Annotated in this window: 29 protein-coding genes; 14 read left to right on the top strand and 15 right to left on the bottom strand. The window is 70.9% G+C overall.

From position 1 onward, the window contains the following. Positions 1 to 33: 33 nt before the first annotated feature. The 7 genes from AB0A63_RS06650 (at position 34) to AB0A63_RS06620 (ending at position 4916) form a co-directional block, all read left to right on the top strand. Positions 34 to 525 carry a lipid droplet-associated protein gene (locus AB0A63_RS06650; RefSeq protein ID WP_360386061.1) on the top strand — a complete coding sequence of 164 codons (492 nt, stop codon included), beginning with the start codon at positions 34 to 36 and terminating at the stop codon, positions 523 to 525. Beyond that, positions 522 to 1769, top strand: coding sequence for an exodeoxyribonuclease VII large subunit (gene xseA / locus AB0A63_RS06645; RefSeq protein ID WP_360386059.1), 1248 nt, complete (start codon positions 522 to 524; stop codon positions 1767 to 1769). Before AB0A63_RS06650 ends, xseA begins: the two co-directional genes overlap by 4 nt. After that, a complete protein-coding gene (locus AB0A63_RS06640; RefSeq protein WP_360386057.1) occupies positions 1759 to 2103 on the top strand; it encodes a sugar ABC transporter substrate-binding protein in 345 nt (114 codons plus the stop codon). Before xseA ends, AB0A63_RS06640 begins: the two co-directional genes overlap by 11 nt. Further along, entirely contained in the window at positions 2100 to 2327 is a 228-nt protein-coding gene (locus AB0A63_RS06635) for an exodeoxyribonuclease VII small subunit (protein ID WP_360386055.1), read from the top strand. Before AB0A63_RS06640 ends, AB0A63_RS06635 begins: the two co-directional genes overlap by 4 nt. Before the next feature lie 67 nt (positions 2328 to 2394). After that, positions 2395 to 3435, top strand: coding sequence for a class II fructose-bisphosphatase (gene glpX, locus AB0A63_RS06630; protein ID WP_360386053.1), 1041 nt, complete (start codon positions 2395 to 2397; stop codon positions 3433 to 3435). A 131-nt stretch (positions 3436 to 3566) separates the two neighbouring features. Further along, positions 3567 to 4337, top strand: a complete 771-nt coding sequence (locus AB0A63_RS06625; RefSeq protein WP_360386051.1) for a serine protease — start codon at positions 3567 to 3569, stop codon at positions 4335 to 4337. Between the two features lie 159 nt (positions 4338 to 4496). Beyond that, a complete protein-coding gene (locus AB0A63_RS06620) occupies positions 4497 to 4916 on the top strand; it encodes a L,D-transpeptidase (protein ID WP_360386049.1) in 420 nt (139 codons plus the stop codon). A gap of 58 nt (positions 4917 to 4974) precedes the next feature. On the opposite strand, the gene AB0A63_RS06615 is transcribed toward AB0A63_RS06620, so the two are convergent. Next, positions 4975 to 5913, bottom strand: a complete 939-nt coding sequence (locus tag AB0A63_RS06615) for a Glu/Leu/Phe/Val dehydrogenase dimerization domain-containing protein (protein ID WP_360386047.1) — start codon at positions 5911 to 5913, stop codon at positions 4975 to 4977. A 110-nt stretch (positions 5914 to 6023) separates the two neighbouring features. Here AB0A63_RS06615 and AB0A63_RS06610 point away from each other — a divergent pair, with 110 nt between their 5' ends. Beyond that, complete coding sequence (locus AB0A63_RS06610; protein WP_360386045.1) at positions 6024 to 6479, top strand: Lrp/AsnC family transcriptional regulator; 456 nt, start codon at positions 6024 to 6026, stop codon at positions 6477 to 6479. A 20-nt stretch (positions 6480 to 6499) separates the two neighbouring features. Here the strand turns inward: AB0A63_RS06610 and AB0A63_RS06605 are convergent, their stop codons facing one another. After that, positions 6500 to 7468 (bottom strand): NAD(P)/FAD-dependent oxidoreductase, encoded by a 969-nt coding sequence (locus tag AB0A63_RS06605; RefSeq protein WP_360386043.1) that lies wholly within the window; start codon positions 7466 to 7468, stop codon positions 6500 to 6502. A gap of 62 nt (positions 7469 to 7530) precedes the next feature. Between AB0A63_RS06605 and AB0A63_RS06600 the strand changes: the two genes are divergently transcribed. Beyond that, positions 7531 to 8925 (top strand): class II fumarate hydratase, encoded by a 1395-nt coding sequence (locus AB0A63_RS06600; RefSeq protein ID WP_360386041.1) that lies wholly within the window; start codon positions 7531 to 7533, stop codon positions 8923 to 8925. A 211-nt stretch (positions 8926 to 9136) separates the two neighbouring features. On the opposite strand, the gene AB0A63_RS06595 is transcribed toward AB0A63_RS06600, so the two are convergent. Both AB0A63_RS06595 and AB0A63_RS06590 read right to left on the bottom strand, forming a co-directional pair. Continuing rightward, complete coding sequence (locus AB0A63_RS06595; protein WP_360386039.1) at positions 9137 to 9424, bottom strand: hypothetical protein; 288 nt, start codon at positions 9422 to 9424, stop codon at positions 9137 to 9139. Positions 9425 to 9506: 82 nt separating this feature from the next. Beyond that, a complete protein-coding gene (locus AB0A63_RS06590) occupies positions 9507 to 10181 on the bottom strand; it encodes a hemolysin III family protein (RefSeq protein ID WP_360386037.1) in 675 nt (224 codons plus the stop codon). Between the two features lie 77 nt (positions 10182 to 10258). Between AB0A63_RS06590 and AB0A63_RS06585 the strand changes: the two genes are divergently transcribed. Then, positions 10259 to 11038, top strand: coding sequence for an isoprenyl transferase (locus tag AB0A63_RS06585; protein WP_360386035.1), 780 nt, complete (start codon positions 10259 to 10261; stop codon positions 11036 to 11038). A 63-nt stretch (positions 11039 to 11101) separates the two neighbouring features. Here the strand turns inward: AB0A63_RS06585 and AB0A63_RS06580 are convergent, their stop codons facing one another. Both AB0A63_RS06580 and AB0A63_RS06575 read right to left on the bottom strand, forming a co-directional pair. After that, on the bottom strand, positions 11102 to 11371 hold the full coding sequence (locus tag AB0A63_RS06580) for a hypothetical protein (protein WP_360386033.1): 270 nt from the start codon (positions 11369 to 11371) through the stop codon (positions 11102 to 11104). Between the two features lie 95 nt (positions 11372 to 11466). Then, the gene (locus AB0A63_RS06575; protein WP_360386031.1) at positions 11467 to 11781 is read right to left on the bottom strand and encodes a hypothetical protein; all 315 of its coding nucleotides are present in this window, start codon (positions 11779 to 11781) and stop codon (positions 11467 to 11469) included. A gap of 227 nt (positions 11782 to 12008) precedes the next feature. On the opposite strand from AB0A63_RS06575, the gene AB0A63_RS06570 reads away from it, so the two are divergent. Together AB0A63_RS06570 and AB0A63_RS06565 are read left to right on the top strand one after the other, a co-directional pair. Next, the gene (locus tag AB0A63_RS06570) at positions 12009 to 13262 is read left to right on the top strand and encodes a DUF885 domain-containing protein (RefSeq protein ID WP_360386029.1); all 1254 of its coding nucleotides are present in this window, start codon (positions 12009 to 12011) and stop codon (positions 13260 to 13262) included. A gap of 387 nt (positions 13263 to 13649) precedes the next feature. Further along, complete coding sequence (locus AB0A63_RS06565) at positions 13650 to 14942, top strand: PhoH family protein (protein ID WP_360386027.1); 1293 nt, start codon at positions 13650 to 13652, stop codon at positions 14940 to 14942. 75 nt (positions 14943 to 15017) lie between these two features. Here AB0A63_RS06565 and AB0A63_RS06560 read toward each other — a convergent pair whose 3' ends face one another. Genes AB0A63_RS06560 through AB0A63_RS06540 form a run of 5 tightly spaced genes read right to left on the bottom strand, consistent with a single transcriptional unit; the run spans position 15018 to position 19861 of the window. Further along, positions 15018 to 15788, bottom strand: a complete 771-nt coding sequence (locus AB0A63_RS06560; RefSeq protein WP_360386025.1) for an ABC transporter permease — start codon at positions 15786 to 15788, stop codon at positions 15018 to 15020. Continuing rightward, complete coding sequence (locus AB0A63_RS06555) at positions 15785 to 16738, bottom strand: ABC transporter ATP-binding protein (protein ID WP_360386023.1); 954 nt, start codon at positions 16736 to 16738, stop codon at positions 15785 to 15787. Before AB0A63_RS06555 ends, AB0A63_RS06560 begins: the two co-directional genes overlap by 4 nt. Before the next feature lie 3 nt (positions 16739 to 16741). Continuing rightward, entirely contained in the window at positions 16742 to 18181 is a 1440-nt protein-coding gene (locus tag AB0A63_RS06550; RefSeq protein ID WP_360386021.1) for a GuaB1 family IMP dehydrogenase-related protein, read from the bottom strand. 43 nt (positions 18182 to 18224) lie between these two features. Then, a complete protein-coding gene (locus AB0A63_RS06545) occupies positions 18225 to 19001 on the bottom strand; it encodes a GNAT family N-acetyltransferase (protein ID WP_360386019.1) in 777 nt (258 codons plus the stop codon). Next, positions 18998 to 19861 (bottom strand): DMT family transporter, encoded by an 864-nt coding sequence (locus AB0A63_RS06540; protein ID WP_360386017.1) that lies wholly within the window; start codon positions 19859 to 19861, stop codon positions 18998 to 19000. The genes AB0A63_RS06545 and AB0A63_RS06540 overlap by 4 nt, the downstream gene beginning before the upstream one ends. A gap of 47 nt (positions 19862 to 19908) precedes the next feature. Between AB0A63_RS06540 and AB0A63_RS06535 the strand changes: the two genes are divergently transcribed. After that, entirely contained in the window at positions 19909 to 21255 is a 1347-nt protein-coding gene (locus AB0A63_RS06535; protein WP_360386015.1) for a PLP-dependent aminotransferase family protein, read from the top strand. 118 nt (positions 21256 to 21373) lie between these two features. Here the strand turns inward: AB0A63_RS06535 and AB0A63_RS06530 are convergent, their stop codons facing one another. Further along, on the bottom strand, positions 21374 to 21514 hold the full coding sequence (locus AB0A63_RS06530) for a hypothetical protein (RefSeq protein WP_360386013.1): 141 nt from the start codon (positions 21512 to 21514) through the stop codon (positions 21374 to 21376). A 90-nt stretch (positions 21515 to 21604) separates the two neighbouring features. Between AB0A63_RS06530 and AB0A63_RS06525 the strand changes: the two genes are divergently transcribed. Beyond that, positions 21605 to 23245 carry an ATP-dependent DNA ligase gene (locus AB0A63_RS06525; RefSeq protein ID WP_360386011.1) on the top strand — a complete coding sequence of 547 codons (1641 nt, stop codon included), beginning with the start codon at positions 21605 to 21607 and terminating at the stop codon, positions 23243 to 23245. On the opposite strand, the gene AB0A63_RS06520 is transcribed toward AB0A63_RS06525, so the two are convergent. From AB0A63_RS06520 to AB0A63_RS06510, 3 genes are all read right to left on the bottom strand, one after another. Further along, positions 23229 to 23816, bottom strand: coding sequence for a hypothetical protein (locus AB0A63_RS06520; protein WP_360386009.1), 588 nt, complete (start codon positions 23814 to 23816; stop codon positions 23229 to 23231). The two genes, AB0A63_RS06525 and AB0A63_RS06520, sit on opposite strands and share 17 nt — an antisense overlap. Before the next feature lie 98 nt (positions 23817 to 23914). Then, positions 23915 to 24469, bottom strand: a complete 555-nt coding sequence (locus AB0A63_RS06515; RefSeq protein WP_360386007.1) for a hypothetical protein — start codon at positions 24467 to 24469, stop codon at positions 23915 to 23917. 58 nt (positions 24470 to 24527) lie between these two features. Further along, entirely contained in the window at positions 24528 to 26507 is a 1980-nt protein-coding gene (locus AB0A63_RS06510) for a thioredoxin domain-containing protein (protein WP_360386005.1), read from the bottom strand. Positions 26508 to 26551: the final 44 nt, after the last annotated feature.

The raw sequence follows: 26551 nt of genomic DNA, 5'->3' as shown, positions 1-26551 counted from the left end.
CATTTGCCGCGCTGGTGCGGCAGGCTAGGAGGTATGAAGCCACTGCCACTGGGTGTCCGAGTCGCCGCCGGGCTCGCGGTGACCGCCCTCGAACAGGCCCGCAAGCTGCCGCAGCAGCTGGCCGGACTCCCGTTGACGGTGGTCAGCGAGGCTATGCAGCTCTCCATGCGGGTGCAGCAGCATGTGACCGAACTCGCCATCAAGGGCGACGACGTCCTCTCCGGACTGAGGCCCGCGGAGGAGGAGCCGGAGTGGGCGACGTTCGACGAGGACGAGACGCCGGTCACGACTTCTCAGGAAACCCCCGCCGGTGACCCGTGGGAGGAAGAGGAACGCGCGCTCGCCGAGGTGCCGGAGTTCCTGCCGTCCTACGACGAGCTGACGATCGCCCAGCTGCGCGCCCGGTTGCGGAACCTGTCGCTGGAGCACCTCGAAGAGCTGTTGCGCTACGAGCTGGACCACGCCGCGCGGCCGGAGTTCATCGGCATGCTCAACCGGCGGATCGCGACGGTCAAGGCTCAGTGACCGACAAATCCACGCCGGAGAACCCGTGGCCGGTGCGGACGGTCGCGCGCAAGCTGCTCGACTGGATCAACCGGCTCGGCGAGGTCTGGGTCGAGGGCCAGGTGACGCAGCTGAACGCCCGCAGCTCCACGGCGTTCCTGACGCTGCGCGACCCGAGCGTCGACATGTCCATGTCGATCACCGCGAGCTCGGGGATGGTGCGCGAGCTGCAGCTGACCGAGGGCAGTCGCGTGATCGTGCACGGCAAGATCAGCTTCTACCCGAACCGCGGCACGCTCTCGTTGCGCGCGGACGAGATCCGCGCGGTCGGCATCGGCGAGCTGCTCGCCCGCATCGAACGGCTGCGCAAGCTGCTGCACGCCGAGGGCCTGTTCGACCCGCGCCGCAAGCGCAGGCCGCCGTTCCTGCCGCAGAAGATCGGGCTCGTCACCGGACGCGCCTCCGCGGCGGAGCGGGACGTGCTGACGAACGCGCGGAACCGCTGGCCCGGCGCGCACTTCCGCGTCATCAACGTCGCCGTGCAGGGCCCGACCGCGGTCACCCAGGTGATCACCGCACTGTCCACTTTGGACCGCGATCCGGAGTGCGACGTCATCATCATCGCCCGCGGCGGCGGCAGCGTGGAGGACCTGCTGCCGTTCTCCGACGAGGCGATGTGCCGCGCGGTCGCGTCGTGCCGCACGCCGGTGCTGTCCGCGATCGGGCACGAACCGGACACCCCACTCATCGACCACGTCGCTGACGTGCGGTGTTCGACGCCCACCGACGCGGGCAAACGGGTGGTTCCCGATGTCGCCGAGGAGGGTGAACGGGTCAGGCAGATGCGCGACCGCGGCCGGCGCGCGCTGCACGGCTGGGTCGACCGCGAACGCCGCCTGCTCGACCAGCTGCGCTCACGACCTGTGCTTTCGGACCCGCACGGTCCGCTCGACCGCAGGGCCGAAGAGGTGAACCGGCTGCGGGAGCAGGGACGGCGAGCGGTCACGCAACGTCTCGACCGCGAGGACGTCCACCTCTCCGGGACGAAAGCCCGCTTGACGACCCTGGGACCAGCCGCCACGCTGGCGCGCGGATATGCCGTTGTGCAACTCGTCACACCCGACGGGCCGGACGGTGTGTTGCGGTCCGTGACGGACGCCCCCGGCGGAACACAGCTGCGGGTGCGCGTCGTTGACGGAGCAGTGCGCGCTGTGGTGACCAGCGCGGGAACCGATGCGGGAGGGGGAGGTACCGATGATGCGTGATGCCGTGTTCCTGCCCCTGACCATGGAGGCGGCCGGCGCGTGCGCGTCCGGGCTGCGCACCAAGGCGGAGGCGGCGAACAGGGCCGCGGCGGAGTGCTGGACCGATCTGGTGGGCGACTGCGACACCGCGAGCCGCCGGACGCTGATCCTGACGTTGCACGACCTGAGCGAGGCCACCGCGGGCACGGTGCAGTACCGGCGTGTCGCGGAGGCCGAGGCGCTCATCGACGAGGCGGTGCGAGAGGGTGACGGCGAGGAGTTCGCGGAGGCGCTGGTCGGGTACGACCTGGCCGTCGCGACCGTGCTGAGCCGTCTGAGGAGCCAGTCCGCGTGAGTCCGGAAGCACAGAAGGAAACACTGGGTTACGAAGCCGCCCGCGACGAGCTGGTCGAGGTGGTCCGCAAGCTGGAGGCCGGTGGCCTGTCGCTGGAGGACTCGCTCGCGCTCTGGGAACGCGGTGAGGCGCTCGCCAAGACGTGTGAGCAGCATCTCGCCGGTGCGCGCGAGCGAATCGATGCAGCTCTCGCCGTGGTCGAGGAGGACGTTTCGCAGGCGTGATCCCGTGCAAGGATTCAGATTGCCGATCACAAACCCGGCACGCTGAGTAGTCGCATGGAGGCGCGCAATGGTGAACACCCCCGCGGAACGACGTCGCGAAGCCCCGGACCGGAACCTGGCGCTGGAGCTCGTGCGCGTCACCGAGGCCGCGGCGATGGCCGCCGGCCGGTGGGTGGGACGCGGCGACAAGAACGGTGGTGACGGCGCCGCGGTCGACGCGATGCGCAAGCTGATCCACACCGTGTCGATGCGCGGTGTCGTCGTGATCGGCGAGGGCGAGAAGGACGAGGCGCCCATGCTGTTCAACGGCGAGGAGGTCGGCAACGGCGAGGGCCCCGAGTGCGACGTGGCCGTCGACCCGGTCGACGGCACCACGCTGATGTCGAAGGGCATGCCGAACGCGCTGGCCGTGCTGGCCGTGGCCGAGCGCGGCGCCATGTTCGACCCGTCCGCCGTGTTCTACATGGAGAAGCTGGCCGTGGGCCCGGAGGCGGCCGACGTCATCGACATCACCGCCCCGATCGCGGAGAACATCCGCCGGGTGGCGAAGGCCAAGCACAGCGACGTGTCCGACGTGAACGTGTGCATCCTCGACCGCCCCCGGCACGAGTCGATCGTGCGGGAGGTGCGCAAGGCCGGCGCGCGCATCCACTTCATCTCCGACGGCGACGTGGCGGGCGCGATCGCGGCCGCACGTCCCACGTCCGGTGTGGACATGCTCGTGGGCATCGGCGGCACGCCGGAGGGCATCATCGCGGCGGCGGCGCTCAAGTGCGTCGGCGGCGCGATCCAGGGCCGGTTGTGGCCCAAGGACGACGAGGAGCGCGAGAAGGCGATCGGCGCGGGCCACGACCTGTCGCGCGTGCTCACGACGAACGACCTCGTGTCGGGCGACAACGTCTTCTTCTGCGCCACCGGCGTGACCGACGGCGACCTCCTGCGCGGTGTGCACTACCGGGCGGGTGGCTGCACGACCCAGTCGATCGTCATGCGGTCCAAGTCCGGCACGGTGCGCATGATCGACGGCTTCCACAGCCTGCACAAGCTGCGCGAATACGCCTCGGTGGACTTCGACGCGCCCGAGAACGTCCAGCAGCCGCTGCCGTAGGTCGCTGTGAATCTGTGAACCGTCAACGGACTGTCACCCTCCGAGTGACCCTAGTGACCGGGTCGGTTTTGTCCTTAGTTTCCGTCCTGACCCCGGCAACCCTGCGCCGGGTTCAGGAAAGGAACTCAACGATGAGGGCACGTTCGTTGTTCTCCGCATTCGTCGTGGCCGCGGGCGCTCTGCTCGCCTCGGCCGTCTCGGCGACGGCGGCCCCCACCCCCACCGCTGACGGCGAGGTCTCGCCGATGATCGTGGGTGGCGGCAACGCCACGCAGGTCTACTCCTGGATGGTCTCCCTGCAGAGCACCTCCGGCAGCCACTTCTGCGGCGGCACGCTGATCAAGGCCAACTGGGTCGTGACGGCGAAGCACTGCGTCCAGGGCTCCTCGGCGGCCTCGATCCGCACCCGGATCGGCACGACCAACCGCACCAGCGGCGGCACGGTCACCGGCGCGTCCCGGATCGTCACGCACCCGTCGGCCGACCTGGCGCTGGTGCAGCTCAGCACCTCGGTCAGCCAGGCGCCCGCCCCCGTCGCGGCCACGTCCGGTCCGGTCGGCACCGCCACCCGCATCATCGGCTGGGGCCAGACCTGCCCGGTCCGCGGTGCCTGTGGCGCTCCGGTCACCCTGCAGGAGCTGAACACCTCGATCGTCTCGGACAGCCGTTGCTCCGGCATCAGCGCCGCGTCGGAGATCTGCACCAACAACACCGACGGCAACAAGGGCGCCTGCTACGGCGACTCGGGTGGCCCCGAGGTGAAGTCGATCAACGGCCGCTGGGAGCTCATCGGCGCGACCAGCCGCTCCGGTGGCGGCGCGAACTGCGCCCAGGCCCCGTCGATCTACGTGGACGTCCCGTACTTCCGCTCGTGGATCAGCCAGTACGCCGGCACCGTCTAGTCGCACGGCGGTAAGCGCAGCCCCGAGGACCCGTCTCCCCTTCATCGCGGGAGGCGGGTCCTCCGCGTCGCGACCGCCGCTCGTGCCGTGGCCGGGGTGCATCCGAACATGATTGAAGTCACCTGAGGGTGGTTATCCCATCACCGAGGGGTGATGAGGATGCGAGTTCTGATCACGACGGTGCTCCTGCTCCTCGGTGTGGCGGCCTTCGCCACTCCCGCTCAGGCTCAGGCGGGGTGCACCGTCTACAACGGAGCGTGTCTGGAGAAGCACTCGAACCTGGCATGGCTCGTCTACAACGGGAAGACGAGCTACGGCCCGGTGAAGGTGAGCCACGGCAAGCCGGGGCACGAAACCCCCGTCGGCACGTTCTCGGTACTGCGCAAGGTGAAGAACGACTGGAGCGTCCCCTACAACGGCCCGATGCCGAACGCGGTGTACTTCACCACGACCGGTATCGCGTTCCACCAGGGTGACATCGCGGTCCAGTCGCACGGTTGCATCCGGATGACGCTCGACGCCTCGCAGGTGTTCTACGACAACCTGGTGGTCGGCGAGCAGGTGCAGGTCCTTCCTTGATCGAGTGGTGACGTGCCCGCCGGGGTCCGAAGTGGACTCCGGCGGGTTCGTCGCGCGGTCAGCCGCCGTGCAGCAGGCGCCGGACGGTCCCGGCGATGCCGTCCACGCGCTTGAGGGCCGCCTCGTGGTCGAGGCCCTCGTCCTCCCGTGCGAGCGTGTAGACGACCCCGCCCGCGCCCGCGACGTGGTCGGGCACCCACACGATCCCGCGTTCGGCCAGCAGGTCCGCGACGCCGTCGTCGGTCAGCTGGTTGTTCGCCGGGCCGACTACCAGCCGGACGTCCAGCGACCGCACCACCTCCGAGCTCAGCACTCCGCCGACGGCCGCGGGCACCAGCACATCGGCCTTCGTCGTGTACGCCTGCTCCGGCTCCACCCAGCCGAACTCGCCGGTCCGCCTGCTGCGGTCCACATCGGACACCACGACGTCCGCGTCAGGCAGCCCCCGTGCGATGAGCTCGCCGACCGACCCGAACCCGCTGATGACGACCTTCCTCCCGGTCAGGTCCGCGTTCCCGAACACCTCCTCGGCCGCCGCGCGCAGCGCCGCCAGCACCCCGCGCGCCGTGGGCCCGCTCGACGAGCCCGTGCCGCCGTGCTCCTCCGGCAGGCAGTACGCGTGCGGGGTGATCTCGCGCAGCACCAGCATGTCGTCCGGCCCGGTCCCGACGTCCGGCCCCGCCCGGTACTGCCCGCCGAACTCCTCGATGAGCTCCGCGTGGTCGAGCAGCACCGCCCGCCGCAGCTCGGGCGTGAGCGGCCGGTCGGCCACGATCACGCTCTTCGCACCTCCGTGCGCGAGGCCGGCCGCGGCGCACTTGAGCGTCATCGCCCTGGACAGCCGCAGCACGTCGGCGATGGCGTCCCCGACCGCCGGGTAGGCCTTCATCCGGCAGCCGCCGACCGCAGGGCCCGCCGCGGACGAGTGGACGGCGACCATCGTGGTCATCCCCGACCTCCGCCCGGTGCGCACGACCAGCCGCTCGTGTTCCCACATCTCGTGTCCTCCCCGAACTTCCAACAACATCCGCACCTGAAGTTAGGGTGATGACCAAGGTCGTGGATGCTGTGCCGAACCTTGTTCGGCAGAGGCAGGCGGGAGGCGTGGTGGACGAACTTGATTCGGCGATCGTGCGGGAACTGCAGCGCGATGCCCGGCAGTCGAACCGCGACATCGCGCGCAAGGTGGGCGTGGCGCCGTCGACGTGCCTCGAACGCACCCGGCTGCTGCGCGAACGCGGCGTGATCCGCGGCTACCACGCCGACATCAACCCGATCGCGCTGAACCGCTCGGTGCAGGCCCTGGTGTCGGTGCAGGTCCGCCCGCTCAGCAGAGCCGTGATCGACGCGTTCCAGAACTTCGCCGCCGGACTGCCGGAGGTGCAGTCGGTGTTCGTGATGGCGGGCAGCGACGACTTCGTGATCCACGTGAGCGCGCAGGACAACGAGCACCTGCACGCGTTCCTGGTGGACCGGCTGAGCCAGCGCAAGGAGATCGTCGGCTTCCGGACGTCGATCATCTTCCAGGCCATCGCGAAGCACGACCCGGCACCGCTGCCGTAGCGCGCGGTGCCGGGTCGTGGTCAGCCGGCGTTGCTGGAGTGCCCCGGGAAGAGGTGGGCGCCGGGGTTGAGCGCCACGGCGATGTTGTTGACCGCCGTGGCCGCCTCGCCGAACCCGGTCGCGATCAGCTTGACCTTGCCGGGGTACTGCGCGACGTCACCCGCCGCGTAGACGCGGTCGATCTTCGTCTGCATGGTGGTGTCGACGACGACCGCGCGGTGGTCGAGCTCCAGGCCCCACGACTCGATCGGCCCGAGGTCGGCGGTGAACCCGAGCGCGGCGACCACGGTGTGGGCGGGCAGCGTCTTGACGTCCTCGCCCTTGACCTTGACGTCCACTTCGGACAGCGGTGTGCCGCGCAGCGCGAGCACCTCGGCGTCGGTGATGATCTCGATGCCCAGCTCGCGGACCTGCCGCACGGTCGCGGCGTGCGCGCGGAAGTTCGCCCTGCGGTGCACCAGCGTGACGCTCGCGGCGATCGGGTGCAGCGCCAGCGCCCAGTCGAACGCCGAGTCGCCACCGCCGACGATCACGACGTGCTGGTCGGCGTGCTCGGCGAGCACCGGCACGAAGTGCACCATGCCGCGCCCCAGCCAGCCGTCGCCCGCGGGCAGCGGACGCGGGTTGAACTCGCCCATGCCGGCGGTGATGAGCACCGCGCCGGCGTTGAGGGTGGTGCCGTCCGCGAGCCCGACCCGCAGACCGTCCTCAGTGGACTCGCAGGTTCGCGCCTGCCGGCCGAGCAGGTAGGTGGGCTTGAACTGGCCCGCCTGCTCGACGAGCCCGTTGACGAGGTCTCGGCCGCGGACCGCAGGGAACCCGGCCACGTCGAAAATCATCTTCTCCGGATACATCGCCGTCACCTGGCCGCCCGGTTCGGGCAGGGCGTCGACGAGTGCGACGGAGAGTTCCCGGAAGCCTGCGTAGTAAGCGGCGAACAACCCCGTGGGACCAGCGCCCACGATGAGGAGGTCGACGTCACGCTCCATGAGTGGTGCCCTTCTGCCAGTGGTGGGTGGCAGTGCTGTGATCGAGCGTAGAGACTCGGGGTATGTCTGAACAGGAGTACCGCGTCGAGCACGACACGATGGGCGAGGTCCGCGTGCCGGTCGACGCATTGTGGCGTGCCCAGACCCAACGCGCGGTCGAGAACTTCCCGATTTCCGGTCGAGGCCTGGAACGCGCGCAGATCCGCGCCCTCGGTCTGCTGAAGGCCGCGGCGGCCCGCGTGAACGCCCGCCTCGGCGTCCTCCCCGACGACGTCGCCGCCGCGATCGCCGCGGCCGCCGACGACGTCGCCTCCGGCGCCCACGACGAGCACTTCCCGGTCGACGTCTTCCAGACGGGCTCCGGCACGTCGTCGAACATGAACGCCAACGAGGTCATCGCCACCCTCGCCACGCGCTCCCTGGGCCGTGACGTCCACCCGAACGACCACGTCAACGCCTCCCAGTCGTCCAACGACACGTTCCCCACGACCCTGCGCGTGGCCGCAACGGAAGCCGTGGTGACCGACGTCGTCCCGGCACTGGAACACCTGGAGTCGGTGCTCTCGCAGCGTGCTCTTGAGTGGTCCGACCTGGTCAAGTCCGGCCGCACGCACCTGATGGACGCCGTGCCGATCACCCTGGGCCAGGAGGCGGGCGCCTGGGCCGCCCAGGTCCGCTACGGCGTCGAACGCCTGAACGCCTCGATCCCGCGCCTGGCCGAGCTCCCGATCGGCGGCACCGCCGTGGGCAGCGGCCTGAACGCCCCCGAGGGGTTCGGCGCGGCGGTCGCCGCCGAGCTCGCCACCGCGACCGGCCTCCCCTTGACCGAGGCCCGCGACCACTTCGAGGCCCAGGCCACCCAGGACGGCGTGGTCGAGATCTCCGGCCAGCTCCGCGCGACCGCCGTGGCCCTGTTCAAGATCGCCAACGACCTCCGCTGGCTCGGCTCCGGCCCCCGCACCGGCCTCGGCGAGCTCGCACTGCCCGACCTCCAGCCCGGCAGCTCGATCATGCCCGGCAAGGTCAACCCGGTGATCTCCGAGGCCACGATGATGGTCGTGGCCCAGGTCATCGGCAACGACGCCGCGGTCGCGTTCGCCGGCTCCCAGGGCAACTTCCAGCTGAACGTGATGCTCCCGGTGATCGCCCGCAACGTCCTGGAGTCCTCCCGCCTGCTCGCCGCCGTCGCCCGCCTGCTCGCCGACAAGGTGCTCGCGGGCGCCGAGGCCCAGGAGTCGCAGATGCGCGAGTACGCGGAGTCGTCGCCGTCGATCGTGACGCCGCTGAACCGCTACCTCGGCTACGAGGAGGCCGCCTCCATCGCCAAGCAGTCGCTGAAGGAGCGCAAGACGATCCGCGCGGTGGTGCTGGAGCGCGGTCACGTGCCCGGGAAGCTGAGCGAGGAGCAGCTGGACGAGGCGCTGGACGTGCTGCGGATGGCCCGCGGCGGACGTTGACGCCCAGGTCGTCCGTCGGGAGCACGGCAGGACCGGGTGCGCGGGGGCGTCGCTTCGACGACCTCCGCGCGCTCGTGGTGGATCGGGCGCTGAGGGTGGAGTTCCTCGGAGGCTGAACGCGTCCGGTCCGTCGCGTCTACACGCACCTGATGCCGTTCAGCGGCGACAAGAGCAGGAAGGCCGTCAGCCTGGAGACGGCGTGATGCTGCAGCTAGGCACGGATGAGCTGACTTGGTGCGACCGTGAACTGGTCTCGGCCGGTCTCCGTTTCAACGCCCCGGGGACGCCGGGTCGAGATGGTGATCAGATCGCGGCCGCCGGCGTCGGCTTGGCGCGACACGATCTCGCAGTCCAGCTCGACTTCGACCGGGTACACCGCGTCGGGCGTCAGCCGGTCATCCGCATCGAACACCGGCGGCTTGTCGAAGAGGCTCCAGACCGCTCCGTCGGCGTCGGTGAGCTGAACCTCGACCCAACCCGGTTGAGGTTCATCGCTCACCCAGCGCACCGCTTGGCATCTCACTCGTGTCATGTGGACGAGTATGACGGCCTGGAAGATCCGCTAGACCGAAAACCGCAGGTCACGAGTACATCGCGAGCCAGATGGCGATGTAGTGGCAGATGGCCGCCACCACGGTGGCCGCGTGGAAGAACTCGTGGTACCCGAACACCTGCGGCCACGGGTTCGGCCACCGGGTCGCGTAGAACACGGCCCCGGCGGTGTACAGCAGCCCGCCGACGAGCAGCAGCACCAGAGCGGCCGCCCCGGCGTGGTGCAGCAGTTCGGGCAGGACGAAGACGGCCACCCAGCCCAGGGCGATGTAGATGGGCACGCCGAGCCAGCGGGGGGCGTGCGGCCAGACCAGTTTCAGGGTCACGCCGGCCAGTGCGCCGAGCCAGACCACCCAGAGCACGACGTGGCCGGTGTCGCGGTCCATCGCCAGCAGTGCGAACGGGGTGTAGGTGCCGGCGATGAACACGAAGATCATCGAGTGGTCGAGGCGCTTCATCCACGTGCGGACGCGTTCGGACTGCCACGTCACGCGGTGGTACAGCGCGGAGACGCCGAACAGGCCCACGACGGTGGCGCCGTAGACGGAGGTCGCCAGTGCGGCGAGGCCGGACACCGTGGAGGCCGCCAGCGCGATGAGCGTGGCACCGGTGGCGACGGAGACTATGAAGGACCAGAGGTGCAGCCATCCACGCAGGCGCGGCCGCAGTCCGGGCTGTGGGGGAAGAGGCGCAGCAGCGGTCACAGGACAACAGGTTACGCCACCGTAGGTTTCCGACCATGGATCAGTGATGAACTCCGCACGGCGTACGCTGTTCGGACGTGGCACTCCGCACGCGTGTGAAAGACGTCGCTATCCACCTCTACGAGTGGATTCTCCGGCGCGAGCTGAGCGGGACGCAGGTGCCCAAGCACGTCGGTGTCGTGCTCGACGGGAACCGGCGGTGGGCTCGGGAGGCCGGGTTCACCGACGTCGCGCACGGGCACCGGGCGGGGGCGCGGAAGATCCTGGAGCTGCTCGAGTGGTGCGGTGACGCGAAGGTCGAGGTCGTCACGCTCTGGATGTTGAGCACGGACAACCTCAACCGGCCGTCCGACGAGCTCGCGCCGCTGCTGGACATCATCGCCGACATCACCGACGAGCTCGCCGCCGACGGCAACCCGTTCCGGGTGCGGCACGTGGGTGCGATCGACATGTTGCCGCGGGAGCACGCCGAGCGGCTCACGACCGCGGCGGCCAAGACCAGGGACCGCACCGGCATCCAGGTCAACGTCGCCGTGGCGTACGGGGGGCGGCAGGAGATCGCGGACGCGGTCCGCAAGCTGTTGCAGGCGCACGCCGAGCGCGGCGGGACGATCGAGGAGCTCGCGGAGGTCTTGGACGTCGACCACATCGCCGAGCACCTCTACACCTCGGGGCAGCCGGACCCGGACCTGATCATCCGCACGTCCGGGGAGCAGCGGCTGTCCGGGTTCATGCTGTGGCAGTCGGCGCACTCGGAGTTCTGGTTCTGCGAGGCGTACTGGCCCGGCTTCCGGCGCACGGACTTCCTGCGGGCGATGCGCGAGTACGCCAAGCGCCACCGCCGTTACGGCGGCTAGTGACCCGCACGCGGAACGGGGCGCCCACGGCGAAGGTGGGCGCCCCGTTCGTGCGTGAGGACGTCAGCCCTCGAAGTTGACGTCGTCGCCGTCCACGATGCCGCCGGCGGCACAGGTCTCGGTGATGCTCGGCGAGTTCACCGGCACGGCCGCACCCAGCACGCCGACGTTGTTGCCGCAGACACCGACGACGGCGTCGACGTTGTTGCCGTTCAGCACGCTCAGCAGCCCGCCGTTGGACTGGTCGAAATCGGGGGCCGCGGAGGCCATGCCGACGCCGAGCATCATCAGGCCAGCCGCGGCGGCCGCAGCGGCACACGCCTTCTTCAGCATTTCTTCTCCTCGTGAACGGGTGCTACTGCCGGAAACGGTCCAGGGACGCCATCAAATGACGTCCCTGGACCCGGGAATTAACCCGAAGGCGGAAATCAGCCCTCGAAGTTGACGTCGTCGCCGTCCACGATGCCGCCGGCGGCACAGGTTTCCGTGATGCTCGGCGAGTTGATCGGCACCGCGGCGCCCAGCACGCCGACGTTGTTGCCGCAGGCGCCGACGACGGCGTTGACGTTGTTGCCGTTCAGCACGCTGAGCAGCGGGCCGTTCGACTGGTGGAAGCCGTGGTAGTAGTTGTGGTGGCCCTGGTCGTGGCCGTGGTGGTCGTCACCCTCGCCGGCCATGGCGGCCGGGGCGAACGCGAGCGACAGAGCGGCAGCAGCGGCGACCGCGGCGAAAACCTTCTTCACGTCGTTCTCCTTCATGTCGGGTCTCCCCGTCATTTCCGGAGTCTTCGGGGATCTCCGGACGGTGGGGTTCTCGTGCAGAAAAGCTACCCGCGGGAATCTGGCTTGATGCTCCCGTTGCCCCCATTGTGTGACGGCATGATCAACAACATTCCCCCTTCAGGTGGTGTTCGTTTCGCGATTCGGCCGCGACCGGGACGCTGTGGTACACGCTCTACGCTCTCCTGCTCATGGACGCAGGCGAGCTGGTGCGCAGGTACCTGGTGCTGGGGCTGCGGCTCGGGCGGCTGAGGTCGGGGTTCGTGGACTCGTACACCGGCGACCCGGCGCTGAGCCGCGCGGTCGACAACGAACCGCGCCTGGACCCGCGGGCGCTCGCCGGGCACGCCCGGCAGCTGCGCGCGGAGTTGCTGGACTGCGCCGACCTCGCCGACCAGCGCAAACAGTTCCTCGACGCGCACCTGAGGGCGATGGAGTGCAACGCGCGCAAGCTCGCCGGCGAGCGCATCTCGTTCGTCGACGAGGTGGAGCAGTACTTCCAGGTGCGCATCCGCCCCGGTGACGAGGACGCGTACGCGCAGGCGCACCGCAACCTCGACGCGCTGCTGCCCGGTCGCGGGTCGCTGGGCGACCGGCTGGCCGACTTCCGCGCGGACGACGAGGTGCCGAAACGGCGGCTCCAGGGGTGCGTGCAGGCCCTGTCCAGCGCCCTGCGGGACCGCGTGCGGCACCGGTACGCGCTGCCCGAGCAGGAGATCGTCGAGTACCAGGTCGTCACGAACAAGCCGTGGAGCGGCTTCAACTACTACCTGGGCGGCTACCGGTCCAGGGTCGCGATCAACGCCGACATGGGCCACCGCATGTCGAACCTGCCGCACCTGGTCGCGCACGAGTCCTACCCCGGCCACCACACCGAGCACTGCCGCAAGGAGGCCGGGCTCGTCCACCGGCGCGGGCACGCCGAGCAGTCGATCTTCCTGATCAACACGCCGCAGTGCCTGATGGCCGAGGGCATGGCCGACCTGGGGCTGCACGCCGTCGTCGGGCCCGGCTGGGGCCTGTGGACCGAGGAGGTCCTGCGCGACCTCGGGTTGCGAATGGACGGCCGACTGTCCGAAGAGGTCGAGGCCGCGGCGGCCGGTCTGCTCACCGTGCGGCAGGACGCCGCGCTGATGCTGCACGACCGAGGTGCCGACCAGGACGACGTCGTCGCGTACCTGCGCAAGTGGCTGTTGGTGCCGGACCGCCGCGCACGGCAGATGGTGCGTTTTCTGGCGGACCCGCTGTGGCGCGCGTACACGACGACGTACGTCGAGGGGGTGCGCCTGGTCAGGGCCTGGCTGGACGTCCGCGCGCCCGGTGAGTCGCTCGAGTCCCGGTACCTGAGGCTCCTCGACGAGCCGCTGGTGCCGGAGTCCCTGCGGGCCCAGGTCCGCGAAGGGCTGTCGTGGCTCGCCCGCAACGCCGCCGAGAGCGGCTCCTGACCTGCGGATAAACCTCCGCGACCACGTTTCGTCCAGTTTTCGCGGAGATGACAAGTTCGGATTCACCTGTGTGGCTTCATGCACACGTGGCACTTCCGCAGGTAACTTCGGAAGTGGCGGGACGCGACCACTGCGGACCGCGCAGGGAGGCTCTGATCGTGGCAGACGACGTCGCGAGGGGGCCGGCACCCGGCCCTCGTGGCCGACCAGCCTGAAAGGGCGGGACGGTCGATCAGGGTGGTGCCTGGCCCAGCGAGGAGCGGACGCGGGTGCCGCGTTCGTGAGGGAGTTGCCGTGAACGCACGACGTCCCGCGAGCCGTTCCTCAGGCTCATCGCGCACATCCTCCTCCCGGCGCAAGTCCGCCGCTCCGGCCATCACCACGTATGTGCTGGACACGTCGGTACTGCTGTCCGACCCGCTCGCCCCCACCCGGTTCGCGGAGCACGAGGTCGTGCTCCCGCTCGTGGTGATCAGCGAGCTGGAGGGCAAGCGCCACCACCCCGAACTGGGCTGGTTCGCGAGGGAGGCCCTGCGCCTGCTCGACGACCTGCGCTTGCGGCATGGTCGCCTCGACTCGCCGATCCCCATCGGGGATCTGGGGGGCACCTTGCACGTCGAGCTCAACCACTCCGACCAGGAGGTGTTGCCATCAGGCTTCCGAACGGACTCCAACGACGCCCGGATCCTCGCGTGCTCCCTCAACCTCGCTGCTGAGGGGCGCAACGTCACCCTGGTGACGAAGGACATGCCGCTGCGGGTCAAGGCCGGATCGGTCGGCCTGCCCGCGGAGGAGTACCGGGCGCACGACGTCACCTTGTCCGGCTGGACCGGGATGTCCGACCTGGACGCTCCGCAGTCCCTGGTGGACGGCCTGTTCAAGGAGAACGTCGTCGACCCGGCCCAGTACGAGGGCCTGGAGCACGTCGCCGAGCTGCCCTGCCACACCGGTCTGCGGTTGCTGGCGGGCACGTCGAGCGCTCTGGGCCGGGTGACCGCGGACAAGCAGATCAGGCTGGTGCGCGGGGATCGGGAGGCGTTCGGACTGCACGGGAGGTCCGCTGAGCAGCGGATCGCGCTGGACCTGCTGCTCGACGCCGATGTCGGCATCGTCTCGCTGGGCGGACGTGCGGGCACCGGCAAGTCGGCACTGGCGCTGTGCGCCGGTCTCGAAGCGGTGATGGAACGACGGCAGCACCGCAAGGTCGTGGTGTTCCGGCCGCTCTACGCGGTCGGCGGCCAGGAGCTCGGGTACCTGCCCGGCAGCGAGAACGAGAAGATGGGACCGTGGGCGCAGGCGGTGTTCGACACCCTCGGCGCGCTGGTGAGCCAGGCGGTGCTGGAGGAGGTGCTGGACCGCGGGATGCTGGAGGTCCTGCCGCTCACCCACATCCGCGGCCGCTCGCTGCACGACTCCTTCGTGATCGTGGACGAGGCGCAGTCGTTGGAGCGCAACGTCCTGCTGACCGTGCTGTCGCGGCTGGGCAGCAACTCGCGGGTGGTGCTGACGCACGACGTGGCGCAGCGCGACAACCTGCGGGTCGGGCGGCACGACGGCGTGGCGGCGGTGATCGAGAAGCTGAAGGGCCACCCGCTCTTCGCCCACATCACCCTGACCCGCTCGGAGCGGTCGCCGATCGCGGCGCTCGTCACGGAGATGCTGGAGGACTACGCCTCGTAGTGTCCTGAGTGGACGGAACGGCCCCGCGTTCCCACCGCGCGGGGCCGTTTCCCGTTCTCTGCCAGGACACAGGCCCTAGTCGAGCGCGCGCCTCATGAAGCCGCGCAGACCGAGGCCGCCGAAGCCCGCGATGGCCACGACGAGCACCAGCAGCACGACCGGCAGCGGCATGTGCGGCACCTCCGGCACCAGCTCCGCCCGCATGCCCTCGCTGACGTACGTCAACGGGTTCAGCGCGCAGACCACCTTGAACCACAGCAGGTCGTCGCTCAGCGACCGCCACGGGAACTGCGACGAACCGGTGAACAGCAACGGCGTCAGGATCACCGCGAACATCACGTTGACCCGGCGCGCGGGCACCGACGTGCCGATGACCATGCCGACCGACCCGCCCGCGAGACAGCCCAGGACGATCACCAGCAGCGCACCGGGGATTCCCGACCACTGCCAGGAGACGTCGAGCATCACGAACCCGACCGGCACCATCAGCACCGCGGCGAAGAACCCGCGGATCGCGCCGAACACGATCTTCTCCACCGCGACCAGCGGGATGGAGATCGGCGCCAGCAGCCGGTCCTCGATCTCCCGCGTCCACGAGAAGTCCAGCACCAGCGGCAGTGTCGTGTTCTGCAGCGCGCCCAGGAACCCGTTCATCGCGATGATGCCGGGCAGCAGCACCTGCGCGAAGTCGTCCTGGACGTACCCGATGTCCCCCAGCACCTTCGCGAAGATGAAGAGGATGAAGAACGGCTGGATGATGACCTGCGCGAGGAAGCTCGGCAGCTCGCGGCCGGTGACGAAGACGTCGCGCCACAGGATCGCCTTGAACGTGCGCAACTGGCTCACCGCAGCTCCCGCCCGGTCAGGTGGATGAAGACGTCCTCCAGGCTGGGCTTGCCGATCGCCACGTCGCTGACGACGACGTCGAGGTCGCGCAGCACGTTCAGCACCGCCGGCAGCGTGACCGCGGTGTCGGCGTCGGTGTACACGCGGTACATCCCGCCGACCTCCTCGACCCGCTGCGCACCGTCCACCTCGGACAGCACCTGGTTGATCTTCGCGGGCTCGTGGCCGTTCGGGCTCACCGTGACGCTGACGGTGTTGCTGCCGGGCAGGTTCCTCGTGAGCTCCGCGGGCGTGTCGAGGGTGAGCAGCTTGCCGTGGTCGACGATGCCGACCCGGTCGCACAGCTTCGCCGCCTCGTCCATGTCGTGCGTGGTCAGCACGACCGTGACGCCCTCGGCGTGCAGTGCGGCGACGCGTTCGTGGACGAAGAGCCGGGCCTGCGGGTCGAGCCCGGTGCTCGGCTCGTCGAGGAACAGCACCTTCGGGCGGTGCATGAGCGCGCGGGCGATCATCAGCCGTTGCGCCTGACCGCCGGAGAGCGTGTCCACGAGCGCGTTGCGGTGGTCCTTCAGCCCCATGCGTTCGAGGATGTCGTCGGCGAGCTGCTGGCGTTCCTTCGGTCCGATGCCGTGGTAGGCGGCGTGGAACAGCAGGTTCTGCCGTGCGTTGAGCGAGCGGTCGAGGTTGTTGCGCTGCGGCACGACCGCGAGCAGCTGCCGTGCGCGCTTGGAGTCGGCGACCACGTCGACGCCCTCCACGAGCGCCTGCCCCGAGGTGGGGCGGACGCGCGTGGTGAGCACGCCGACCGTGGTCGTCTTGCCGGCCCCGTTCGGGCCGAGCAGGCCGAACACCTCACCGCGGCGGACGGTGAAGCTCAACCCGTCCACCGCCGGCTTTTGTCCTGGTTTGTAGATTTTGCGGAGTTCTCTCACGGAGACCGCGTCGTCCATTTCTCACCAACCCCCTGGCAACGGCCGCCCTTCCGCGAAGCCAGCAGCGGACTGGATGCCGAGAACTGCCTTGTCGTGGAACTCCTCCAGCGAGGTCGCACCCGCATACGTGCAGGCCGAGCGAACGCCGGACGTTATCGCGTCGAGCAGATCCTCCACGCTCGGGCGCGCCGGGTCCAACCGCATTTTCGACGTCGAGATGCCTTCTTCGAACAGGCCCTTCTTCGCACGGTCGAACGCGTTGTCGCTGCGCGTGCGCGCCGTGACCGCCCGCTTCGACGCCATTCCGAAGGATTCCTTGTAGAGATTCCCGCGTTCGTCGCGCTGCAGGTCACCGGGCGACTCGTAGGTGCCGGCGAACCAGCTGCCGACCATGACGCTGCTCGCGCCCGCCGCCAACGCCAGCGCCACGTCCCGCGGGTGCCGCACGCCGCCGTCGGCCCACACGTGCTTGCCGAGCCCGCGCGCCTCGGCGGAGCACTCGGCGACGGCGCTGAACTGCGGCCGGCCGACGCCGGTCATCATGCGGGTGGTGCACATCGCGCCCGGTCCGACGCCGACCTTGATGATGTCCGCACCGGCCTCGACGAGGTCCCGCACGCCCTCCTTCGTGACCACGTTGCCCGCGGCGATCGGCACGGTCGGGCTCGCCTCGCGAACCGCGCGGATGGCGCCGATCATCTTCTCCTGGTGCCCGTGCGCGGTGTCGACCACCAGCACGTCCACCCCGGCCTTGAGCAGCGCCTCCGCCTTGGCCCTGACGTCGCCGTTGACCCCGACCGCCGCGGCGATCCGCAGCTGCCCGTCGTCGTCGGTGGCGGGCTTGTAGATCTCCGCCCGCAACGCCGAGAGCTCGGTCAGCACGCCGCGCAGCCGTTGCTGCTCATCGACGCCGAGCGCGATCTTGTGGGTGCTGTGGTGCAGGTGCTCGAAGACGTCCTGCGGCTTGGTGTCGAGCGGCAGCAGGAGGACGTCGGTGTTCATGACGTCGCCGATGCGCGCGAACCGGTCGACCCCGGTGCACGCGGCCTCGTCCACCACACCGATGGGCCGCCCACCGTCGTCGACGACGACAACCGCGCCGTGCGCACGCTTGTGCATGAGGTTGCGCGCGTCCGCCACGGCGTCACCGGTGGTGAGGGTGAGCGGCGTGTCCCAGACCGGGTGCCGCTCCTTGACCCAGGCGGTGATCTCCGCGACGGCCTCCGTGGGCACGTCCTGCGGGATGACCACGATCCCGCCGCGCCGCGCGATGGTCTCGGCCATCCTGCGCCCGGCCACGGCCGTCATGTTCGCCACGACGATCGGGATGGTGGCGCCGGTGCCGTCCGAGGTGGACAGGTCGACGCCGAACCGCGACTCCACGGCGCTGCGGCCGGGGACGAGGAAGACGTCGTCGTAGGTCAGGTCGTAAGAGGGTCGATGCCCTTCGATGAACCGCACGTGCTTCCACGATACGCGCAGCGCCCGGGATGGCCAGCCGCGTCTACGGCCGCCACACGTACGGCGTCGTGGTCGTCACAGCCGTGAACCCGAGCCGTTCCAGGATCGGCCGTGAGTCCTCCGACGCGTCCACCTGCAGGTACCGGACGCCGCGCTCGACCGCGATCCGCGCCCGGTGCGCCACCAGCGCCCGGTAGATGCCGCGCCCGCGCCACCGCTCCAGCGTCGAGCCGCCCCACAGCCCGCCGAACTCGGTGCCCGGCACGACCTCCAGCCGGGCCGACGACACGACCACGTCCCCGGCCTCCGCGACGACGATCACCACGTCCGGGTCGTCCTTGATCGACACCAGCCGGTCGACGAGCGCGCCGCAGTCCTTGCCCCACACTTCGCCGAGGCAGTCGCCGATGCGCCGCAGGTCGGCCTCGGCCCGCGTCTCCCGCAGCACCACGCCGGCGACCTCGACCGGCGCCGTCATCTCCTCGGCGAGGCCGATCAACACCGTCTCCCGGTCCTCGGCGGCGAACCCGGCGGCCTCCAGGCGCCGCGGCAGGCCGGCGGGCCGGTCGTGGGCCCAGGTCTTCCACTCGACCGGCTGACCGCGCCGCGCGAAGACGTCGCGCTGCCGTGCGATCAGGGCGTCCAGCTCGGCGCCGGTGACGCCCAGGTCGGGCAGGCCCGCGACGGTGCCGCCGTGCGGGCCCTCCACCCGGAACACCGGGCCGTCGCGGTGCACGGGGGCGCCGGGGACCGCGTTCGCCCACTCGGCGGGACGGGCCTGGGTGTCGTAGGCGCTCAGCAGAGCGGCAGCGTCGGTCACTGACCCAACGCTATGGGCGCCGGTTCCTCGACCGCACGCGATTTACCGCCCTTGTGCAGCGCGATGCCGCACCCGAGCGTCACGGTGACGACGCCGACCGCGGACGCGAACGTCAGGTCCTGCACGCCGAGCAGCACGGACGCCGCCAGCCCCGCGACCGGCATCAGGCCGATGAGCACGCCCGCGCGGTCGGAGCCGAGGCGGTGCACGGCGAAGTACCAGAGGCCGAACGCCAGCGCGGTGACGAGGACGGCGAGCGACACGAGCGCAAGCGCCTGCTTCGCGTCGGGCACCTGCCAGCCGCCGACGAACGTGCCCAGGACGGACCCGATGACGGCCGCGATGATGCACGTCCAGGTGGCCACGCCGAGCACGCCGAGCCGTTTCACCACACCGACCGCGAACAGCGTGAAGCAGACCTCGCCGGCCATCGTGAGCAGGGCGAGCAGCAGGCCGGGGCCGTGCCACGCGCCACCGCCGGACAACACCACCACACCCGCGGCCACCACCACCGCGCCGACGATCGCGGCAAGCGACCGTTGCCGGGCGAGCAGGGCGAGGGCGATCGGCGAGGCACCCATGACGGCGGCGACGAAACCGGGTTCCGCGTACTGCTGGGCGGCGATGAGCAGGGCGTTGAAGCCGAGCATGCCGGTGAGCACCACGCCGAGCAGCGGCGGGAGGTCGCGCCACGACGGCACCGGCAGCCGGCGCGCGACCAGCAGCAGGATGGCCGCCGCGAGGGCGTAGCGCAGGGCCTGGCCGGTCAGGACCGGGTAGCCGGCCAGCATCCCCGTGATCGGAACCGACGCGCCGACGATCGTTGCCGCTGTCGCTCCCGCGGCCACCCCGAGTCTCATGCACCAGAGCTTTGCCGCAGACTGGTCCAGATTTAAGCTCCACTTCGATGTCTGCGAACTGGACCACTTTCCGCGAGCTGCTGCTGCCCGAGCACCAGCGGCGCCGTGGCGTGGAGGCAGCGCTGCGGCGGGCGGTCCGGGACGGGCGGCTCGCACCGGGCACGCGGCTGCCGTCGTCGCGCGACCTGGCCGCGCAGCTCGGCGTCGCGCGCGGCACCGTCACGTCGGCGTACGCGCAGCTCGTGGCGGAGGGCTACCTCACGGCCCGGCGCGGGTCGGGTACGACGGTCGCGGCGCTCGGGCCGGCCGGGGTGTGCGGGGTGCCGGAGCCGCCGCGGCGCTGGCGGTACAACCTGCGGCCGGGACTGCCCGCGCTGAGCGCGTTCCCGCGCGCCGACTGGGTCGCGGCGCACCGCGCGGCGCTGGCCGAGCTGCCCGACGACGACCTCGCCTACCCCGACCCGGCCGGGTTCGTGGGGCTGCGCAAGGAGATCGTCGACTACCTGGCGCGGGTGCGCGCGGTCGTGGCGCGCGACGCGGTGATCACCAACGGCTCGGCGGACGGGCTGCAGCTGACCGCGCGGATGCTGAACGGCAGCATCGCGATCGAGGAGCCGAGCCACTTCGGCGGCGCGGACCTGCTGCGGTCGCACGGCCTCAGGCCGGTGTCGGTTCCCGTTGACGACAAGGGAATCCGGGTCGACCTGTTGTCCAGAACGGACTGTCGCGCGGTGCTGGTGACGGCGGCGCACCAGTTCCCGCTGGGGGTGGTGCTGCACCCGGAACGGCGGCGGGCGCTGGTGGAGTGGGCGCGCGAGCGGGACGGCCTGATCATCGAGGACGACTACGACGCCGAGCACCGCTACGACCGGCCGGCGCTGGGCGCGTTGCAGGCGCTGGCGCCCGACCACGTCGTGTACCAGGGGACGACGAGCAAGGTGCTCGCGCCGGCCCTGCGGCTGGGGTGGCTGGTGGTGCCGGAGCGGTTGCGCGCGGGTGTCGTGGACCGCAAGAAGTACAACGACATGGGCACCGGCACGATCCCGCAGGCCGCCTTCGCGCACCTGCTGCGGGCCGGTGGTTACGACCGGCATCTGCGCCGTACGCGCGCGCTCTACCGCAAGCGCCGGGATGCGTTGCTCGACGCCGTTGCGACGCACTTGCCGTCGTGGCAGCCGATCGGTGTCGCGGCCGGGTTGCACGTGGTGCTGCGCATGCCGGACGGCATGGACGACATGGCGTTGAAGCGCGCACTGGAGGCGCGAGGTGTGCACGTGTGGGCGCTCGCGCAGTACGCGCGCACGCCCATGTGGCCCGGACTGGTGCTGGGCTACGCCGCGCTGACGCCGGACCGCCTGCGCGAGGCAGTCCGCGAGATCGCCGCGGTGGTCTAGAGGGCTGGTCTGAGCACCTGGCCAGAAGCCTTGCCCGCCCCTCCCCCTCCTTGCAGACGCCAGCAGAGCCAGGAGTGGGAGCTCGGAAGCGTCACAGGCACAACAGCTGGCAACCTGCTCAGAGGATGTGTTCGCGCTTCTCGGCGACGGTGTTGCCCTGGAGGATGTGCTCGCGGGCCTGACCGGCGGTGGCACCGGCCGTGACAGCGGCGACGGCGGCGACGAGCAGGGCGGCGGCGATGATCTTGACGGCTCGCATGGCGCGGTGAACCCCCAGGTAGAACGAATGTCGGGCCCAGCCTAGTCCGGCCCTCGAGAAATTGTCAGTGCACGGGTGCACCATGAAACCGTGCACCTCTCCGAAGTAGTCGACACGTCGGCCGCGGTGGCGGCGACGCGGTCGCGCCTGGCCAAGGTCAAGGCGCTGGCCGCGGTGCTGCGCGCGGCGGTGGCCCCCGCGGACGCCGCTGGAGCCGAGAGCGTTGCAGGGGCCGGAGGCGCCGCTGGCACCGGGGACGCCGCAGGAGCCGAGGGCACCTTGGACGCCGAGAACGCCGCCGGCACCGCGGACACGGTGGTCGCCGTCGTGTCGTTCCTCATCGGCACGCCCCGGCAGGGCCGCATCGGCACCGGCTGGCGGACGGTCCTCGACCTGTCCGTGCCCCCGGCCGCGGAGCCGTCGCTGACCGTGGCCGAGGTCGACCTGACCCTGGGGGCCGTCGCCACGACGTCCGGCAAGGGGTCGGCGCAGCGGCGGGTCGACCTGCTGGTCGGGCTGTTCGGCCTGGCCACGGCCGCCGAGCAGGACTTCCTGCGCCGCCTGCTGACCGGTGAGCTGCGCCAGGGCGCGCTGGAGGGCGTGATGCTCGACGCCATCGCCTCGGCGGCGGACGTGCCGGGTGAGGCGGTCCGCAGGGCGTTCATGCTGTCCGGTCGCCTGCCGGAGACGGCCGTGGCGGCGTTGCGGGGCGGTGCCGGGGAGCTGGAGGCGTTCCGGCTGGAGGTCGGCCGGCCGCTGCGCCCGATGCTGGCCTCCCCCGCCGAGTCGCTCGACGCGGCGCTGACCGAGCTGGGCGGCTGCGTCGTGGAGCACAAGCTCGACGGGGCCCGCATCCAGGTGCACCGCTCCGGCGACGAGGTGCACGTCTACACCCGCACGCTGCGGGAGATCACCAAGACCGTGCCGGAGCTGGTCGAGCTCGTCCGCGGCCTGCCGTGCACCTCGGTCGTGCTGGACGGCGAGACGCTGGCGCTGACCGACGAGGGCCGCCCGCGCCCGTTCCAGGAGACGATGAGCCGCTTCGGCGCGCAGGACGAACGCGAGCTGCTGCTGCACCCGTACTTCTTCGACTGCCTGCACCTCGACGGGGAGGACCTGCTCGACGAACCGCTGCGCGACCGCCTCGCCGCCCTGCGCTCGGTCGCGGGTGAGCACGTCATCCCCGGCGTCCTCGACCCGTCACCGGAGGAGGCAGGCGCGGTGGTGGCGGCGTCGCTGGGCGCTGGCCACGAGGGTGTGATGGTGAAGTCGCTGTCCTCGGTCTACGCGGCGGGCCGGCGCGGCCGCTCCTGGCAGAAGGTGAAGCCGGTCCACACCCTCGACCTCGTGGTCCTGGGCGTCGAGTGGGGCTCCGGGCGCCGCCGCGGCTGGCTGTCGAACCTCCACCTCGGCGCCCGCGACCCGGACGGTGGCCCGCCGATCATGGTCGGCAAGACCTTCAAGGGCCTCACCGACGAGCTGCTGACCTGGCAGACGAAGGCCCTGCAGGAGATCGCGGTCTCCGAGGACGAGTGGGTCGTGATGGTCCGCCCGGAGCTCGTGATCGAGATCGAGCTGGACGGCGTGCAGGTCTCGCCGCGCTACCCCGGTGGCGTGGCCCTGCGCTTCGCCCGCGTGGTCCGCTACCGCCCGGACAAGGACCCGTCCGAGGCCACGACGATCGAGGAGGTGCGCGCCCTTCTGCCGACGGCGCTCAGCACCGGCCTGTGACGACCGCGATCTGCGCGGCGAGCGCGAGCAGCTGCCGCAGCTCGTCGTAGTGCTGGTAGTCGTGCGTGCCGGCGGCGGCGAAGCGCTCCTCCAACCCGGCGTGCACCTCGTCTAACACGGCGAGCTGCATCGCCGTGAGCCGTCCGCGCCGCACGAGCGCGGCGGCGAGGCAGTGCAGGTCGACGTCGGCGATGGTGCCCTGCGAGTACCGGAACCAGACGGCGTGCAACGCCGCTTCCCGCCGTGCGCCGTGCCAGTGCGACGGCCGGTTGGGGTTGGGCGCGGCCGGGTGCGGCACCCGCAGACCGAGCCGCTTGGCCCTCCGCCGCAGCACGGCGTAGGCGCGGACCTCGGCCTGCCACGCGTCCCGGCCGGCCGTGAGCACCTCCACCGCCAGTGGCAACGCCGCCGGGTCGGAGGCGAAGTCACCGGCCACGGCCTCCAGGAAGCTCATCGACGCCGCGAACCCGATGGGGTGGTAGCGCTCGACGCAGCCCTTCAGGCCGTTGACCCGCTGGTTCAGCGGCAGCGAGACGTCGAGCGCCTTCCTGGCCGATCGGGCGCAGCTCACGCCGCAGGGCAACCGGACGGCGGCACCGAGCCGGGGTGCGGCAGCGGCTCCCCCGCGGGCGGAAGTCGCGGGGGAGCCGGTCCACGCCGCCCTGGACCTCAGGTCAGGTCCGGGCCCTGCTCCCGCAGGTCGTCCACCTTCGACATCGCGTCCCTCAGCTCGGCCAGCCACGAGTCCGCGTGCTCCCCGACCAGCCGCACGGCCCACGCCAGCGCGTCGGCCCGTGACCGCGCCACACCGGCGGCCACCAGGGTGTCGAGCACCTGGCGCTCCGGCTGGCGCAGGCGCGTCATCACCGGCACGGCCAGGTGCGTGAAGAGCTCGCGGGTGCCGCCCTGCACGGCGCCCCACGCCACCTTGCGGCCGTAGCGGTGCTCGGCCTGGCGGGCGATCTCGATGCGTTCGTCGCGGGTCTGCTCGCGCCACCGGGAGATGCGGCCCGACTCGGCCGCCGCGCGGGAGGCGTCGTCGAACTCGCCCTCCAGGTCGGGCAGCGTGCCGACGACGGTGATCTCCTCGCGGTCGACGACGACCTCGGGGGCGCCGGTGAACCAGCCGTCCGGCAGCCGGCCTGCGAACCAGGCCGCCGCGTCGTCGGCCGGTGGCAGGTCAGCCTGCTGCCAGCCTCCTCGTCCGCGCCATCCACGTCCCATTTCCACCACACCCTTGATTACATGATTACGTCGTTACTGACGTTACGCCTGCAACCAGTCAGAGGGTGTTCGCCGACAGTGAAGTGACCAGCGCGTCCACCGACACCACTGGCCGGTCGCACACGTAACCGCGGCACACGTACGCGGCGGGCGCTTCGTCCACCAGCGGACGGTCTTCCAGCAACGGCGCCGAGCCGGGTTCACCGGCCACCACGACCCCACCGCCGGGCACGTGGGCCACCGCCGTCGCGAACAGCTCGACCAGGCGCGGATCGTCGACCGCCCCCACCACGGCGACCTGCACCGGGCCCGCCACCAGCGCCTCGGCGACGGTGAGCCAGTGACCCGCGAACCGGGGCGCGCGTGCGGCCAGCAGACCCGCGCGGGTCACCGCCGCAGCGGCGGCCTCGGCGTAGTGGGCCGACCGGTCCGCGCCGACCAGCAGGGACGCGGTCAGCAACGCCGAGGCCAGCGACGAGGCACCGGAGGGCGAGGCGTTGTCGGTCGAGTCGGCCGGGCGGCGCACCAGCGCCTCGGCGTCGTCCGCGGTGTCGAAGTAGGCCCCTGCGGTGCCGGGGACGGCGAAGCGCGCCAGTGCCGTGTCCAGCAGGCCGCACGCCGTGTCGAGCCACCGCACCGACCCGGTGACCTGGTGCAGCGCGAGCAGGCCGTCCGCCAGGCACCCGTAGTCCTCCAGCACGCCCGCGGACGGGCCGGCGACGCCGTCGCGCGAGGTCCGCAGCAGCCGTCCCTCGACCAGGTGCACGCCGGTCAGCGTCGTGGCCGCCGTCGTCGCCGCGAGCACCCAGGACGTCTCGCCGAAGAACGCGCCCGCCTCGGCCAGCGCCGCGATCGCCATGCCGTTCCAGGCCGCGACCACCTTGTCGTCGCGGCCGGGCTGCGGGCGCTCGGCACGCCGCGCGAGCAACGCCGCCCGCACGTCCTCCCCCGGCTCGGACACGAACCGCAGCGTGGACCTGCCGTCCTCGAAGTTCGGCTCCTCGGTGACGCCGAAGGCTTCTGCCGCCGCCGCACCCAGCTCGTCGTACGACCACACGTAGGTCAGGCCCTCGACGCCCTCGGTGTCCGCGTCCAGCGACGCCGCGAAGCCGCCCTCGTCCGTGCGCAGCTCGCGCAGCAGGAACCCGGCCGTGTCACGCGCGACCCGCTCGTAGCGCGAAGAACCCGTGACACGCGTGAGGTGCGTGTAGAAGCGGAGCAGCAAAGCGTTGTCGTACAACATCTTCTCGAAGTGCGGCACGACCCAGGACGCGTCGACACTGTATCGGGCAAACCCACCACCGAGCTGGTCGTACATGCCGCCGTCGGCCATCGCGTCGGCCGTGACGGTCGCCATCGACAGCGCCTGCACCGAGCCCGTGCGTTCGTGGTGACGCAGCAGGAACTCCACCACCATCGACGGCGGGAACTTCGGTGCGCCGCCGAAGCCGCCGTTGCGCCGGTCGAACTCGCCCAGCAACGACACCACCGCACCGCCCAGCACCTCGGCGTCCACAGTGGACGGCGGTAGCGGCGTGGCGCGGCGCGAGATCTCCTCCACCACGGCCGAGGCGGACGCCAGCACCTCGTCACCCTGCGTCGTCCACGCCGAGGAGACCGCCTCGACCAGCTGCCGGAACGACGGCATGCCGGGCCGCGGCGACGGCGGGTAGTAGGTGCCCGCGTGGAACGGCTTGGCGTCGGGGGTGAGGAACACGGTCATCGGCCAGCCGCCATGGCCGGTCATGGCCTGCGTGACCTCCATGTACACCGCGTCGACGTCCGGGCGTTCCTCGCGGTCGACCTTCACCGCCACGAAGTGCTCGTTCACGTACGCGGCGATGCCGGCGTCCTCGAACGACTCGTGTGCCATGACGTGGCACCAGTGGCAGGCCGCGTACCCGACGGAGAGCAGCACCGGGACGTCGCGCCGCCGGGCCTCCTCGAACGCCTCGGGGCACCACGGCCACCAGTCGACCGGGTTGTCCGCGTGCTGCAGCAGGTAGGGGCTGGTCGCGTCCGCTAGCCGGTTCGTCATGCGAACAACACTAAATGAGCAGCGGAAACGGCGACTCTCGATCA

The organism is Lentzea sp. NPDC042327 (assembly GCF_040647275.1).
GTDB lineage: Bacteria > Actinomycetota > Actinomycetes > Mycobacteriales > Pseudonocardiaceae > Lentzea.
The sequence above is the reverse complement of the archived record's forward strand: the minus strand, read 5'-3'. Positions and strand labels throughout refer to the sequence as shown.